Below are 14,848 nucleotides of genomic sequence, written 5' to 3'. Positions count from 1 at the left end.
ATCGTCAATCGCCGGATTTTCGTGCATAAAAATAGCGTCAAATAATTTCGGTAGTCCGGCAGATCGGGGCTGGAATTATTTGACGCTTATTTGAGTAATCGGAACGGTATAAACTGCGCGATGACACAATCAAATTCGAGTTCAAACCATGAAGACCTTGGATCATCGATCCAAGAAATACAAATTCATGAAACAAGAATGGAAACAATTCTTGCGTCCAATGGAAAAGCTGGAGAAGGTCAACCCACGTTATCACAGCAGCGTTGGTTACTACCAAACGGACTATAACTTGGTCATGGAGTGTCTCGACTTGGATGATCACTTCCGGATCGCATACGACACCTACCAAGGCTTATTAAAGTCGCTCCAAAACCATGATACAAGCGGGTTCGAAAAAGATCTACGCGCTTATCATCAACTTGATAACGCCATGGATACGCCAATCGCCTCACTGAAGAAACATCGCAAGGCCGTCCTCAACGCGGTTGAATCACCTTATTCGAATGGCTTCTTAGAAGGTATGATCTCACGCATTAAGAAAATCAAGAACACGGCGTACGGTTATCGAAACTGGCGTCACTTCATTGACCGAATCAAACTTGAACTGGCCTGGTACCAAACCAAAGACATCGCAACCGCCGCATAACAAAAAACACCTAGACCAATTTCGGTCTAGGTGCGGTGTCAAAAATATATCAACTCTACTTGACGAAGAGCCGTTTATCTTTTGTACAAAGTTAATTGTGCCCCAAGCAACATAGTGATACAATAATCCAAGTAAATGTCTCCCAAGCCATTTACACCCATCGAACGCAGCATAACTCCCAAGGTGCTGCGTTTTTTTGTGTCGTCGATTTGCTTCCAAGCATTGGCGACACTTTTTGAATGCCACGCAAAAATAAAAAAACCCGCACAACAGCAGGTTTTCACCTCTGTGTACGGGTCGTCTCGAACTACGCTTAAGCGCCTGGTCGAGTGAGCGTGGCTATTCAGTTTTTACGCAATGCAATAAGTATAGGCCAATTGCATGATCATTTCAAGCTTATCTGTGTAAGTTTTCACTGGTAGCATAAAAATAGACCAGGATCACTCCTAGTCCATTCCATGGTCAAATGGGACGCGCCCAGCAACCGGCAGCGCTGGGCGCTTGTTTTACAATGACCGTGTCACTGCCGGATAAATCATTTTGACCTTATTCTTTGCCGTGGGCTTTTGCCGCAGCGTCTTTGTACCCTTGGATCTCGTCATCAGAAGCGAAAACGAAATGTTCTGGGTAGACTTCGACCATTTTGCGTGGGCGGTCGTCTTCGACTTTCGACGCGTCATATGGGATCGGCACGCGCAGTCGTTCAGTATCTGGATCAGGTTCTGGGATCGCCGATAACAAGCTTTGCGTGTAAGGGTGCAACGGGTGGTTGTACACTTCATCTGAGCTTGCCAATTCCACGATGCGACCATAATGCATGACCGCGATGCGATCAGAGATATACTTGACCATCGACAGATCATGGGCGATGAACAAATACGTCAACCCTTGTTTGTCTTGAATGTCTTTCATCAAGTTGACCACTTGCGCTTGGATGGAAACATCCAAAGCAGAGATCGGTTCATCCGCAATGATGAACTTTGGCTCCACTGCAAGTGCGCGCGCAATGCCGATACGCTGGCGTTGACCACCAGAAAATTCATGCGGGTATCGCGTGGAGTGATCGGCGTTTAACCCAACTTCTTCCAGTAGTTCTGCGACGCGATCATCGCGTTCTTTTTCAGACTTGACCAAATGGTGAATGTCCAAACCTTCTGCGATGATATCTTTGACTTTCATCCGTGGGTTCAAGCTGGCGTAAGGATCTTGGAAAATCATTTGCATTTGCCGACGAAATTCCAACATTTCCTTGGAGCCGTTTTTCAGCTTGGCAATATCTTTGCCTCTAAACAATACTTCCCCACTAGTTGGGTCATACAAGCGAATGATCGCCCGCCCAGTAGTGGTTTTACCAGAACCAGATTCCCCAACTAAGCCCAGGGTCTCGCCTTCGTAAATATCAAAAGTCACATCTTGGATCGCTTTGACTTCGTTTTTGCGTCCGGCGTTAAAGGTTTGGACCAAGTCTTTGACTTGAACCAAGACTTTCTTCTTGTCAGCCATTAGTCCGCCTCCTTAGCTGGGTGCTTTGCTGCCCAGATCTTCCAACGACGCTGAATCTCAGCTGGTGCTTCCACTTTGGGTGCATCTGGATGCAACAGCCAAGTGGCCGCGTAATGCGTTGCTGAAACCTTGAAGAATGGCGGCTCTTGTTGCGTATCGATTTGCATCACAAAAGGATTACGTGGCGCAAATGCATCGCCTTTTGGTGGATCCAACAGATCAGGCGGCGTGCCTGGAATGGCAAACAACCGATCACGCTTCGTTTCCAGCGTCGGCATCGCTTCAAGCAAGCCCCAAGTGTAAGGATGCTGTGGGTTGTAGAACACTTCATCCACATCACCGTATTCAATGATCTTGCCGGCATACATGACTTCAACGCGATCCGCGATCCCAGCCACGACCCCGAGATCATGGGTGATGAAAATGATCGCCGTATCGATTTTGGTTTGTAAGTCTTTCAACAAGTGAATGATCTGGGCTTGGATGGTCACATCAAGCGCCGTTGTAGGTTCATCAGCGATCAAGATCTTCGGATGGTTGATGATGGCAATCGCAATGACGATCCGCTGACGTTGGCCGCCAGAGAATTGATGCGGATAATCGTTCAAGCGGCCTTCTGCGTCGTTGATCCCAACAAGTTCCAAGGTGCGCACGGCTTCTTTCATCGCCGCTTTTTTGGAAATGTCGTTGTGTAACAATAACGGTTCAGCAACTTGTTTACCGATGGTCATGGTGGGATCAAGTGACGTCATAGGATCTTGGAAGATCATGGCGACATCGTTACCACGCATGGCGTTCATTTCTTTTTCACTTTTTTTGAGAATGTCATCGCCTTCAAGTAAAACTTCGCCTGAAGTGATGCTGGCGTTATTGGCCAACAAACCCATGACCGTCCGCATGGTAACGGACTTCCCAGAACCAGATTCCCCAACGATTGCTAAGGTCTCACCTTTGTCTAAGTGAAATGACACATTGCGGATCGCATGGACCGGTCCAGCAAAGGTGGCGAAGTCGATGGCTAAATTTTTAACATCTAGAATTCTATCCATTTTCGACGCCTCCTTAATGCGAGCTCTTCGGATCGAAGGCATCACGCAAACCATCAGCTAATAAGTTGAAGGCTAACATCAACACGACGATGACGATGGCAGGATATACCAGCAAGTAAGGTTGCGTTTGTAAGGCTTTTTGCCCATCATTCAGCAACGTCCCTAAGCTGGCAGTTGGTGCAGGCAAGCCGATCCCGATGTAAGACAAGAACGCTTCAAAGAAGATCGCAGTTGGGATCGTGAACATCGTTTGAATGATGATCGTGGAGCTTAAGTTTGGCACCAAATGCTTCAACGCGATCTTCCAACTAGATTCGCCTAAAGTCCGCGCCGCCAAAATGAACTCTTGATCTTTGAGTTGCAACGTTTGCGCCCGGATCAAACGCGCCATGGTGATCCAGCTGGTGATGGCGATAGCGACAATGATACTGGTCATCCCAGGTCGGAACACCAGCAGCATCAAGATCACGACAACCAAGTTTGGCACAGAAGAAATGATTTCGATCACACGTTGCATGATGGTATCAACCATCCCGCCTTTCCAGCCGGAGATGATGCCATAGCCCACGCCGATCACCAAATCAAAGAACGTGGCGATCACAGCGATTTCCAAGGAGATCCGTGTGCCGACAAAGATCCGGCTCAACAGATCACGCCCAAGGTAATCTGTGCCTAAAAGGAAATAGGTTCCATTGGGCACATGGTTTTGGGCGTACATATCAACGCCGCCTTGTTTCCCATTAAAAAACGGAATGTTCAAATTGCCCCATTTCGGTGGCAAGTAAGTGTAGTTCAGGTTTTGCGTGTTTGGATTGTGTGGTGACACAAACAAGGTGATGATCGACACTGCAAAAATGAAAACTAAGATCCAAAAACTGATGACCGCAGCTTTATTTTGCTTTAAACGCCGAATCGCATCTTGCGTAAACGTTAACGCCGGAGTGGCGATTTTTTCTTTTTCGTCGGCACTGACATGGGCTGGCTTGAACGCGTCAGGCGACAGTTTGAGTTTAGAATCTGCCATTAGTTAGCCTCCCCACTGAGTCGGATCCGTGGATCAATGAATCCGTACAAAATATCAACGATCAAAATGACCACCGTTAACATGAAGCAATACATCACGGTAAGGCCCATGATCACCGGATAGTCGTTAGTCGTGATGGACTTAACGAACTGTTCGCCGATACCAGGGATGGCAAAAATGTTTTCCACAACCATGGAACCAACCATTAAGTCGACCGCCATTGGGCCGATGATCGTGACGATCGGGATCATGGAGTTACGCAGCGCGTGGCGAGCCACCACTTGCCACTTAGAATCACCTTTAGAGCGGGCCAGTTCGATATAATCAGAACTGAGCACATCGACCATTTCAGTCCGCATGAACCGCGCGGTGTTGGCCAATGGTGCCATCGCCAACGCTAACGTGGGTAACACTGAACTGGAAAAGCCGTCTTCCCATAACGCGACTGGTGCCAAGCCCCACTTGTAAGCGACGAAGTATTGCAGTAACGCCGCAAACACGAAGTTTGGAATCGAGCGACCAATAATGGCAAAAATCGTGGCCACAGAATCGACCCAAGTGTTTTTGCGGATCGCCGCAACAGCACCTAACAAGATCCCCAATAAGGTCCCGACGACCATGGCTTGAGCACCAAGTTGCAAGGACGGGCCAACACGAGAAGAGATCAAGTAAGACACCGTTTGGCCGGTGAACTGATAACTGGTCCCAAAGTCGCCATGGGCCACGCCTAAAATATAAACCAAGTATTGCTGCCAAACCGGCTTATCCAACCCATATTGGGCTTTCAATTGTGCGATTTGGTCTGCTGGGATCTTAGGGTTATTGAATGGTGTCCCTGGAAGCAGCTTCATCAAAAAGAACGTGATGGAAGCAACTAAGAACAAGGTGAGAATCAAAAACCCGATCCGCTTCAAGACATATTTGACCATGGAAATGACTCCTATCTGTCTAAGATAAACACGCGCCGCCAACGATCACGATGACGGCACTGCCTTGTGGATCAACAACATGTTACAGGTAATGCGCCGGTAGCCGCCACGACCCAACAATGGCCGTATTGGCTTAATGGTCATACTTTACATTAAAAACGCATTAAAGTAAATAGGAGTCTCCCCATTTAAGCGGAAAAATTTGCCAAGCGATCAAACCAAAGTGTTTTTTTCTCCACTCATAAAATCGCTTCGATCCCTTTGATACCGCGCAATCGGCAATAATCTGGTTTCCCATGGTTTGCTCATATTCGTTATTTGGAAGACAGAAATCTGCAACTGTCTCGAAAAAAATTTCTTTGTTCGAAATACAAATGTCCACCACTGATGAGCAACCTGGCGCAAATTTGCCCTTTTTTCAACCGGCTGCTCATCATATCCACAGAGTTGCCTGCCAAGCGCGCACACGCAAAAAGCGCCGCGACAGATCTGTCGCGACGCTTTTTGTAAGCATGACTGAAATGAATTACTCAATATCGATTTGGTGGTTAGCTTCAGCGGTATCCGTCAGCTTTGGCAAGTTGATCGTCAACACGCCATCCGTGTATTGGGCCTTGATGTTGGCTTCATCAACATTTGGCAACCGGAAGCTGCGGCTCATGGCGCCATAGCTGCGTTCGCTCATCAAGGTGTTGCCGTTTTTATCTTGATGGTCATTGAAATCAGACTTGGTGACTGAAACGCTTAACACATTGTCTTGGTAGTTCAACTTGATGTCGTTTTTATTGATGCCTGGCATATCGACTTTGGCGATATAAGCATCGTCAGTTTCATTGATGTCAGTCTTTAAGCTTTGTTCACTGCCGCTAGAAGGTAAGAAGCCATCAAAGAACCGACGCCCCAAAGTATCAAAGAACGGATCCTCTAACCAGTCATTACGACGTACAACTTCATTAGCCATAAAACAGACTTCCTTTCTTTCTCAGTGGTTCTTGCCACCTCTTGTTTACATAATATACTATAGTCGCTTTTAGCACTCTCGTCAAGAGAGTGCTAAAACTTTTTTGAAAAAAATTTGTGAGCGTCAAATACCCGCTCACAAATCCTGGTCACAATGCAGTTTTAGCAGATCTTGTCGCCCATGTTAGCTTGCATTTCAGCCGTCAACACTTGCGGATGGCTCAAGTTCACAGCGCCATCTAAAATCCCAGAATCATCACGTAATACCAAGGAGGCTTGTTGGAAATCCAACACCAGCCCATGGCCTAAATACATTTCTTCTTCATCCCCAGTGGTCAGCGTCAACTCACTGTCAGTGTTCAACGAAATGTCATAATCGGCATCAGCCACTGGACTGGCAACAATTTGAAACTTATTGCCGATGGCACAGGTGCCACCAAGTTGCGAATATTTGCTAGAACCGTCGTCTAATGCCAAAAACAAATGTTCTTGTTCCGTCGTATGATCCTTCAGATATGCCAATGCTGCTGGTTTGATCGTAATGTTCATAACGGGCCTCCTGTCGGTTGTGCACAACTCATTTACTAACATAAGTATAGCAAATTACCCACAACTTGTCAATCATGCACACCCATGCACCAATCATCCCCACCGGTTATCCACACGAGGGTATGTTCGCCCCCTAAATCTGGTGTCGAGCTTTTTTCATGACACCAGATGACTGGGACCAAAAAATCAAGGGAATTATTTTACCCGCATGCTTATCCACAGCCTTCGTTTTCGCAATGATTCCATTTTTAGGCGCTGTAACCCGCGCCAGATCAGGCCGTACAGACGTTCGAACCGAACAAAATATTCTTTATCCACAGGTTGTTCACATCTTGGGGAAAAACTCACCCACACCCTTTCAGCCTAGTTATAAACAGTATCCACAGACTTATCCACAGGTGGCATCGGTAGTTATTCCCAACCACTATCCACACTTGACAAATTTATCCCCGCGATTTCCACAAAAAACCCCAGCAACGCGATCGCGCGTTGCTGGGGTTCAAACTTAGTTGGCGTCTGACGTATCACCACTAGACAAATTATCTGTGGTTTCAGTCAGCTTAATGTTCATCGTTTTCTTCGTGCCTTGGTGATAGTACGTGATCTTCACAGTATCGTTGACACTGTGCTTATATAACGCAGTGCGTAAGTCGGCGATGCCGGTGACTTTGTCATCCCCAATGCCGACGATCACATCATATTTGGCTAAACCTGCCGCCTTGGCCACCGAACCGCTAGTGAATCCTGCCACCACGGCGCCACCAGTGACACTGGTTGGTAGCTTCAACACAGATTGTTGCTGACTGGCAGTGACACTAGACAAGTCGCGGATCTGAACGCCTAAAGCCGGCCGAACGACTTTGCCGTTTTCGACTAACTGGTTGATGATCGATACTACTTCGTTACTTGGGATCGCAAAGCCCATCCCTTCGATCGTAGCGGTTGATGAATCGGAGCCAGAACTAGACAACTTCATTGAGTTGATGCCGACCACTTGGCCAGACAAGTTGATCAACGGCCCGCCAGAGTTCCCGGAATTGATCGCCGCATCAGTTTGGATGACGGTTTCTTGGCCAATGGTTTGATTGGTATCTTCATCAGTCACATCCACTGTCCGGCTGGTCGCACTGACGATCCCTTGAGTGACTGACGAGGCGTATTGTGAGCCTAAAGGCGACCCGATCGCCAAAACAGTTTGCCCAGCTTGTAACACACTGGAATCCCCGAAGCTGGCAACGGTCGTCACTTTATCTGCAGAAATCGACAACACCGCCAAGTCAGTCGTCGCATCGGTGCCGACTTTTTTCGCGGTGACTTTGGTGCCATCAGATAAAATGACTTCTAAGGCGTCAGAATCTTGCACCACGTGGTTGTTGGTGACGATATAGGCTTTGCCGTCTTTTTTCTGATAGATCACCCCAGAACCTTCTGAATATTCTTCAAGATCGGAAGAATCAGAATTACGCGATGATGATGACTCATTGCTGTTGCCATTGGTCGAATCAGACCCAGAATCGGACCCAAAACCATCACTGCCAAAATAATCACTCCAGTCATCTAAGCCGCTGGAGGTGCTTTGGGCTTTTTGCAAGTTGACCACCGATACCACGGCCCCTTTGACTTTCGCCGCGGCAGTGGTGCTGGAATTGGATTCTTTTACCGCCACATTGGCCACTTTAGTCGTGCCGGCTTTTTGGGTGCTTGAGGTGACACCTAAGCTTGATTCTGCGGCATTCTTCAACCCATAGTAGGCGGCGCCACCGCCGACACCACCACCGATCACTGCCGCAACCACGGCAACGATCGCAGTTTGTTTCAGCGAATTGCGAGGCTTTTGTGGTTGTTGGTCAGGTTGTTGGTCCTGAAAGTTGTGTGATTGATTATCCATAACCTTATCCTCCAATCGAATCGTTTTGCTTACACTACCAATATTACAAAGTGGATTTGATGATTTTATGAAGTTTATGCGCAAAAGTCCTGAAACCGGATCACCCAAGCAAAGACAAAGCGGCTTGACCAACTGGCCAAACCGCTCCTGTGGTTACTTTAATTATGCAAGCTTGCCGGCACTGCGGTCAACTTTTTACACCGTGAACATCGCATCGGCGATCGCCGGGTCGGTATCATAAATATCAAAATCTCGACCTACTGGTAAACCTTGTTCCTTCAGCATGTTGGCGACAGTGATGTGGGCCAACGCTTTGATGTTGTTGTGCGGAGACAAATGTCCTAAATATACGCGCTTGGTGCGGGTGCCGATCACATCCATGATCGCATTGGCGCCATCTTCATTGGACAAATGCCCAGTATCGCTTAAAATGCGCTGCTTTAACGGCCAAGGATAAGGCCCCATGCGCAACATTTCCACGTCATGATTGCACTCCATGACATACGCATCAGCGTCGCGAATGGTGCCAGCAACGCGATCAGACACATACCCGGTATCGGTGACAATGGCAAATGCTTTGTCATCATGATGCACTTGATAAAATTGCGCTTGCGCGGCGTCATGCGATACCGCAAACGATTCAATATCCATGTCGCCTAAGCTCAAAGTTTTGCCTGGTTCAAAGACTTTCACCTGATCCGCAGGCAAGTTGCCGATGGTTTGTGGCAAAGCTTCCAACGTCAACTGATTGGCATACAACGTGATATTGGGGTAGCGCCGCGTCAACACCCCGACGCCTTTGGAGTGATCGGTATGTTCATGCGTTAAAAATAAACTATCGACATCTTTTAAGTCACGGCCAACACTTTGCATCAAGGCTTGTAATTTTTTGCCAGAAAAGCCGGCATCGATCAAAATATGATGTTGGGGCGTTTCGATATAAGTTGCATTACCTGAACTTGAGCTCGCCAACACACTGACGCGCATACCAAAATCTTCTGTCACTGAATTAATCCTCTATTCCTCATTGGCGCGATCTTTCATCACCGTTTTGGTGATCGCATTTAACTTCTTAATCGTAACACTTTTGGCCCCTTGATTTTGCACACCAACAAACCAAGTCGGCACATAAACCGTACTGCCTTTGGTATCTAGCAAATAATTATACGCCAGCTCGACCCACTCGACTTTGGCCCCGTTGGCAATTTCGTTGTCTTTATACAACGCCACCACCGCGTCCCGCGCTGACGTCAGCTCGACATTACTTTTCAGCACTTGCATTTTGGCAATGTATGTTTGCTTATAAGCCACCAGCTTGTTGTTATTGATCGTGAAGCTGATCTGGGCGCGCTTGTCATAGATCTTGTGGCCTTGGATCTGTTGGCAAAAAACATAAGTATTGCTCGTCGATAAACTTTCCGCATATTGGTACTGATTGCCAAACATCACGTTACTTGACACTTGCAACCATTTTTTCAAGGTGGCCACGGCATTGGTTTTTTTCACCACGATCGGTGAATTCAAGGTGCTGGTCAACGTCCCGTTGTCAAAACTCAACGTTTGGCCGATCAACTGCTCGCGATTATTGTACAAAGCGGTATTGCCTTGTGACGCCAAATACCCGCCAGTGGGGATCTTAGTCGACAAGCGTGGCAATTTGATCTGATTGCGTTGAATATCGGCAATGATCTCGCCGGTAGTCGATTCACTTACCGCTTGGTCGACGGCTTGGCTTTGATAGAAGCTGATCCCTAAGAAAATATTCACCGCGGCAAATACGATCAAAAAGATCCATTCGATCCGTCTAAAATCCATGGGCTCACCTCCTATTGTTGTTCATGCGTGGCCACGACGGCAGATGCTGAGGCTTGTTTATCAGCGCTTGGCCCCAACCACTTGGTGTAGCGGCGATAACGCCCACCGATCTCAACAAAATATGTCGGTGTTAATGTCACCACTTGTGAATTCTCATCTTGCTTGGCCCAATGATACCCTAACGCGATATCTTCAATGGCTGACTCAGCATACCCCACATTCGTGATGTGCGCGATCACCGCTTGTGTGGCAGGCAGCGTAACTTTGGCTTGGGCGGTTGGGATCGGTACCGTTAAATTGTTCGTGGAGAAAAACATTTGTCGACCAGAATCCGTATCAGCGACTGTCACGCGCCCATAGTAATCTGGATTAAAAATCGGCAGACCTTGGGCCACTGAGCGAAACGTCACCATGCGAGTGACTTTGTTGTAGTGATAATAGCGCATGCTATTCATCCCCAACAGATCCAAACTGCTCAAAGCGGTGTATGACTTTTGCAAATTGCCAGCCAACGAGGCATCCTTATTGGTCGCAGACGCATCATCAAATTGCATCACTTGGGTATCTTGATTCAACGTCAAACGGTAATCCGTTCCTGCCGTATACACGGTATCAGACCCTAATTCCCGCGCGTCGACGTTACTGGTTTGCGCCGATGGGATCAATAACGACACATAATGGTTGGCGGATTGTTGATCCAACAAGTACACATATGGTTGCACTTGAATTTCGTCGCTAAAGTCTGCCACTTGGCGTCCGTTGCTTAAGCGCAACTCCTGCACAGCAAAACTCGTTGCCGCGTCTGCGTCGATTTGTGCTTGCAACTTTTGTGTCGAATTATTTTTCAACGTCGCCGTGTGAATGGTGCGGGTGCGGTCATTGACTAACACCAACGAATCTTGATGAGCACTTAAGTTGATAACGATGCGGTTGAAGGCAAAGTTAGCCACTTTTTCGCCGGATTTAAACCAATTCCCATTAAACAGTTGGTAAGCCACATTATCTGGGTAAACCAGTTGCAACGTGTCATTGCTGGCTAACAGCGCGTTATATTCGCTGGCAGTCAGTTTGCCGCCTGCAGTGACGGTTTTGAGTTGCCAGTTTTTCACCGTGGTATGCAACGCGGTGATCACATCTTCATCTGGGGTGAACAGCAACTGCTTGGTGTTGGCATGTTGATAATACGCTTGCGTCGGCGCCAACACCGTGCCGATTTTTTTAGTGGCATCAGTGTCAGATTTGCTAGTGACGGTGACTGCCGCTTGTTGATGGCCTAACCGCGAAGGATTTTGCCAGATCAACCACGAAAATACTAAACTCAAGGCGATCATTAAGATCAAGCCGATGCGTAACAACCAACCACTAAGCTTCATCCCAATCATCTCCTTCGTCTAATGGTTCATAAGGCAAAGAGATCGAGAAGGTACTGCCTTTGCCTTCTTGTGAGTCGACCCAAATGCGCCCGCCTAACGCTTCCACAACTTCTTTGGAAATCGCTAAGCCCAATCCGGTACCACCTTGTTGCCGGGAGCGGGCTTTATCCACCCGATAGAAGCGATCAAAGACTTTGCTGATATCTTTTCTCGGGATCCCTAAGCCTTGGTCGCTGATCGATAAGATCACATGATTGTGCGTTTCGACCAAACGCGCCGTGATCGTGCCGCCATCTGGCGAATATTTGATCGCATTGTTCATGATATTGTCGATCACTTGCATGAACTTGTCTTGATCGACTTCCACCCATAAATCGCGCTTGGTGATCTCACGTTTGATCACATAGTGCTTCTTAGGGCTGGTTGGCAGGGGTTGAACGCGGTTATTATCTGATCCAGCGGCTTCATTGTCCGTTTTGAACATCATGTCAAACCGATCCAAAATGTAGTTGAAGAACTCATTTAAATTGATGGTTTCCAATTCGATTTTGCTGGTACCAGAATCCATCCGCGACAAACTCAATAAATCGTTGATCATGCGGATCATGCGATCAGTTTCTTCTTGCGTGACTTTCAAAAATTGTGGTGCGATTTCTGGATCCTTCCAAGCCCCATCATTCAACGCTTCAATATAAGAGCGCATCGACGTCAAAGGCGTGCGCAATTCATGTGACACATTGGACACGAATTCGCGGCGTTCGCGCTCATTTTTCTGCTGCTCGGTGACATCATGTAACACCGCGACCAGCCCTGAAATAAAACCTGTTTCGCGTTGGATCAACGAAAAGTCCACCCGCAAGATCAAGTCATGGTCACTTTGTTGCGAAAAGTCCAACAACAACTCTTCTTGATTTTCCAACAAATCGCGTAACGTATAGTCTTTGACGATATTCAATAACTTCAGGATCGACAAGCCGATCACATCTTCATTGCGGGTGTTGAGCATATCCAACGCGGTTTCGTTGATGATGATCACATTGCCGCGCCGATCCGTGGCGATCACCCCATCAGTCATGTGAGCTAACACCGAATCCAGTCGCCGCCGTTCAGCTTCGCTGGCTTCTTGGGCTTCTTCAACGCGCACAGACAAGTTGTTGACCGCCACGGCCAATTGGCCCAATTCATCTTGGCCATAAATGCGCACTTGCCCAGAATAATCCCCGCGCGCCATGCGAATGGCTTGTTTTTTCATTTCATCGATCGGCCGCGTGATCGCCCTGGCGATCACGATTGCTAAAATCGTCGCCAATAAACCGGCGATCAATGAGGCGATCAAAAAGATCCGCACGATCTTATTGATATTTGAATACACCGTATCCATCGACGCTGAGATCACGATCGCCCCGATCACGGAGCTACCATCCCCAGTGGCATTGGGGTTTTTCAATGGAATGATCTTAGAATACGTCGAGCCAGTGGCACTGCCATATTGAAAGCCTTCAAAGATCTGGCCGTTATACAGCACCGACTTCACATTCCCAGAAGCCGATTTTTGGCCGACATCCGATTGATCGTTGATATTGGAATTGGCGCGGATGGTTCCTTTGGCATCCACGACTTGTAATTCAGCAGAATTGGCGATTTCTGCTTGAGAAATCGTGGTTTTGATGTCGGAATTGGCAGCACTGGTATCCGTGCGCATTAAATCAGTTTCCAGCTTGTTTTGAATATACGTGTCCACATTCAAGCTGGTTTTAAAGGTTTCAACATTTTGCTGTTCCAATGACCGCACAAAATACGCGCCAATGAGCTCCACTGTCACTAACAGCAACAGGATAAACACTAGCGCGATTTTAAAGTGGATCGATTGGAAAAAGCGGATCTTCTTATTCATCGGAACTCCTAAAAATGAGAACATACAGTCCAGTGACTGCTAGCTAAAAGAGCAGGACACGCATGTCCTGCCCCAAAGCGACTTATTCAGCGTCTGGGTTACGTAAATAATAGCCCACGCCACGCCGCGTCACTAACCATTCTGGATGCGATGGCGCGTCTTCGATCTTCTCGCGCAAGCGCCGCACAGTCACATCAACCGTCCGGACATCGCCGAAGTAATCATAGCCCCAAACCGTTTGCAACAAGTGCTCGCGCGTCATCACTTGCCCTAAATGACGGGCCAAATAATGCAGTAGCTCAAACTCACGATTGGTCAATTCGATTTTTTCGCCACGCTTGGACACGGTGTACGCATCTGGGTGAATGGTCAAATCGCCAACTGTCAGGTCTTTGTTTTCGTCATCTGGTTCTTGGGCTTGTTGATTAGCGGATTGTCGGCGCAAATTGGCTTTCACCCGCGCCACTAATTCGCGGTTTGAAAACGGCTTGGTGACATAATCATCAGCGCCTAATTCCAAACCTAAGACTTTATCGATCTCCGAGTCTTTAGCCGTCAACATAATGATCGGCGTATCGCGGTCTTTGCGCACTTGCCGCGCGACTTCCAACCCGTCGATCTTGGGTAACATCAGATCCAAAATGATCAAATCAGGATCTTCTTCTTGGACTTTGGCTAACGCTTCTTCACCGTCATAAGCAGTAACGACTTCATAGCCTTCTTTAGTTAAATTAAATTTCACGATATCAGAGATGGGTTTTTCATCATCAACCACTAGGATCTTCTTTGCCATGCAATAGGCCCTCCTCAGGTTCGGTCATATTGACTCCATTATAACGGTTTCTTGGCCGCGGGGCAAAAAGCTTCTTTAATATGGCGATTTCTTAACCTTGTCGCTGCCTGTTAACATCCTGGATTATTCATAGAATTTCAAAAAAGCAGCGCAATCCCACGATTCACACGGGACTGCGCTGCTTTGGTGTTTCACCCATTGGGTGCGCCTATATGCTAAGGTTGAGTCAACGAAAACCATCACGAAAGCGAGGCTTCACACCATCTCAACTTTAACCAGCTTATCCCTGCAATGCAATACCAATGTGACTCTGACCGCCGACGGCGGTCAACTTTCAAATGACGCCGGGCTCGTTTTGTTCCAAGAGTTTCTTCATCGTATCAACTTTAGGCAACTTGCCAATCAGTGCCTCAAGTTACCAGACC

Annotated in this window: 13 protein-coding genes; 1 reads left to right on the top strand and 12 read right to left on the bottom strand. The window is 47.5% G+C overall.

Annotation, left to right across the window (positions count from 1 at the left end):
- Nucleotides 1–133 precede the first annotated feature (133 nt).
- Nucleotides 134–646 (top strand): transposase, encoded by a 513-nt coding sequence (locus ACKTSG_RS11635; protein ID WP_407894949.1) that lies wholly within the window; start codon nucleotides 134–136, stop codon nucleotides 644–646.
- 546 nt (nucleotides 647–1,192) lie between these two features.
- On the opposite strand, the gene ACKTSG_RS11630 is transcribed toward ACKTSG_RS11635, so the two are convergent.
- The 12 genes from ACKTSG_RS11630 to yycF form a co-directional block, all read right to left on the bottom strand.
- The gene (locus ACKTSG_RS11630) at nucleotides 1,193–2,149 is read right to left on the bottom strand and encodes an ABC transporter ATP-binding protein (RefSeq protein ID WP_407894945.1); all 957 of its coding nucleotides are present in this window, start codon (nucleotides 2,147–2,149) and stop codon (nucleotides 1,193–1,195) included.
- The gene (locus ACKTSG_RS11625; RefSeq protein WP_407894943.1) at nucleotides 2,149–3,198 is read right to left on the bottom strand and encodes an ABC transporter ATP-binding protein; all 1,050 of its coding nucleotides are present in this window, start codon (nucleotides 3,196–3,198) and stop codon (nucleotides 2,149–2,151) included. The genes ACKTSG_RS11630 and ACKTSG_RS11625 overlap by 1 nt, the downstream gene beginning before the upstream one ends.
- A gap of 13 nt (nucleotides 3,199–3,211) precedes the next feature.
- Nucleotides 3,212–4,222: an ABC transporter permease gene (locus ACKTSG_RS11620; protein WP_407894941.1), complete on the bottom strand. Its 1,011-nt coding sequence runs from the start codon at nucleotides 4,220–4,222 to the stop codon at nucleotides 3,212–3,214.
- Complete coding sequence (gene opp3b / locus ACKTSG_RS11615) at nucleotides 4,222–5,151, bottom strand: oligopeptide ABC transporter permease (protein WP_054716816.1); 930 nt, start codon at nucleotides 5,149–5,151, stop codon at nucleotides 4,222–4,224. Before opp3b ends, ACKTSG_RS11620 begins: the two co-directional genes overlap by 1 nt.
- A 526-nt stretch (nucleotides 5,152–5,677) precedes the next feature.
- Entirely contained in the window at nucleotides 5,678–6,112 is a 435-nt protein-coding gene (locus ACKTSG_RS11610; protein WP_407894939.1) for an Hsp20/alpha crystallin family protein, read from the bottom strand.
- Nucleotides 6,113–6,273: 161 nt separating this feature from the next.
- Nucleotides 6,274–6,660 carry an iron-sulfur cluster biosynthesis family protein gene (locus tag ACKTSG_RS11605; RefSeq protein ID WP_407894937.1) on the bottom strand — a complete coding sequence of 129 codons (387 nt, stop codon included), beginning with the start codon at nucleotides 6,658–6,660 and terminating at the stop codon, nucleotides 6,274–6,276.
- A 505-nt stretch (nucleotides 6,661–7,165) separates the two neighbouring features.
- Complete coding sequence (locus ACKTSG_RS11600; RefSeq protein WP_407894935.1) at nucleotides 7,166–8,548, bottom strand: S1C family serine protease; 1,383 nt, start codon at nucleotides 8,546–8,548, stop codon at nucleotides 7,166–7,168.
- A 195-nt stretch (nucleotides 8,549–8,743) separates the two neighbouring features.
- Nucleotides 8,744–9,535 (bottom strand): MBL fold metallo-hydrolase, encoded by a 792-nt coding sequence (locus ACKTSG_RS11595; RefSeq protein ID WP_407894947.1) that lies wholly within the window; start codon nucleotides 9,533–9,535, stop codon nucleotides 8,744–8,746.
- Between the two features lie 30 nt (nucleotides 9,536–9,565).
- On the bottom strand, nucleotides 9,566–10,363 hold the full coding sequence (locus ACKTSG_RS11590) for a two-component system regulatory protein YycI (RefSeq protein WP_407894933.1): 798 nt from the start codon (nucleotides 10,361–10,363) through the stop codon (nucleotides 9,566–9,568).
- Nucleotides 10,364–10,374: 11 nt separating this feature from the next.
- Complete coding sequence (locus ACKTSG_RS11585) at nucleotides 10,375–11,736, bottom strand: YycH family regulatory protein (RefSeq protein WP_407894931.1); 1,362 nt, start codon at nucleotides 11,734–11,736, stop codon at nucleotides 10,375–10,377.
- Nucleotides 11,726–13,630: a cell wall metabolism sensor histidine kinase WalK gene (gene walK / locus ACKTSG_RS11580; protein WP_407894929.1), complete on the bottom strand. Its 1,905-nt coding sequence runs from the start codon at nucleotides 13,628–13,630 to the stop codon at nucleotides 11,726–11,728. The genes ACKTSG_RS11585 and walK overlap by 11 nt, the downstream gene beginning before the upstream one ends.
- An 82-nt stretch (nucleotides 13,631–13,712) precedes the next feature.
- A complete protein-coding gene (gene yycF, locus ACKTSG_RS11575) occupies nucleotides 13,713–14,423 on the bottom strand; it encodes a response regulator YycF (protein WP_056965028.1) in 711 nt (236 codons plus the stop codon).
- Nucleotides 14,424–14,848 lie beyond the last annotated feature (425 nt).

The sequence above is a fragment of the Lacticaseibacillus salsurae genome, from assembly GCF_045862175.1.
In the GTDB taxonomy this organism is placed as follows: Bacteria; Bacillota; Bacilli; order Lactobacillales; family Lactobacillaceae; genus Lacticaseibacillus; species Lacticaseibacillus salsurae.
The sequence above is the reverse complement of the archived record's forward strand: the minus strand, read 5'-3'. Positions and strand labels throughout refer to the sequence as shown.

Coding starts and splice junctions, on each gene's coding strand:
- ACKTSG_RS11620 (WP_407894941.1), bottom strand. CDS start 4,222: ATGGCAGATTCTAAACTCAAACTGTCGCCTGACGCGTTCAAGCCAGCC.
- ACKTSG_RS11595 (WP_407894947.1), bottom strand. CDS start 9,535: ATGCGCGTCAGTGTGTTGGCGAGCTCAAGTTCAGGTAATGCAACTTAT.
- opp3b (WP_054716816.1), bottom strand. CDS start 5,151: ATGGTCAAATATGTCTTGAAGCGGATCGGGTTTTTGATTCTCACCTTG.
- ACKTSG_RS11630 (WP_407894945.1), bottom strand. CDS start 2,149: ATGGCTGACAAGAAGAAAGTCTTGGTTCAAGTCAAAGACTTGGTCCAA.
- walK (WP_407894929.1), bottom strand. CDS start 13,630: ATGAATAAGAAGATCCGCTTTTTCCAATCGATCCACTTTAAAATCGCG.
- ACKTSG_RS11590 (WP_407894933.1), bottom strand. CDS start 10,363: ATGGATTTTAGACGGATCGAATGGATCTTTTTGATCGTATTTGCCGCG.
- ACKTSG_RS11605 (WP_407894937.1), bottom strand. CDS start 6,660: ATGAACATTACGATCAAACCAGCAGCATTGGCATATCTGAAGGATCAT.
- ACKTSG_RS11600 (WP_407894935.1), bottom strand. CDS start 8,548: ATGGATAATCAATCACACAACTTTCAGGACCAACAACCTGACCAACAA.
- yycF (WP_056965028.1), bottom strand. CDS start 14,423: ATGGCAAAGAAGATCCTAGTGGTTGATGATGAAAAACCCATCTCTGAT.
- ACKTSG_RS11610 (WP_407894939.1), bottom strand. CDS start 6,112: ATGGCTAATGAAGTTGTACGTCGTAATGACTGGTTAGAGGATCCGTTC.
- ACKTSG_RS11625 (WP_407894943.1), bottom strand. CDS start 3,198: ATGGATAGAATTCTAGATGTTAAAAATTTAGCCATCGACTTCGCCACC.
- ACKTSG_RS11585 (WP_407894931.1), bottom strand. CDS start 11,736: ATGAAGCTTAGTGGTTGGTTGTTACGCATCGGCTTGATCTTAATGATC.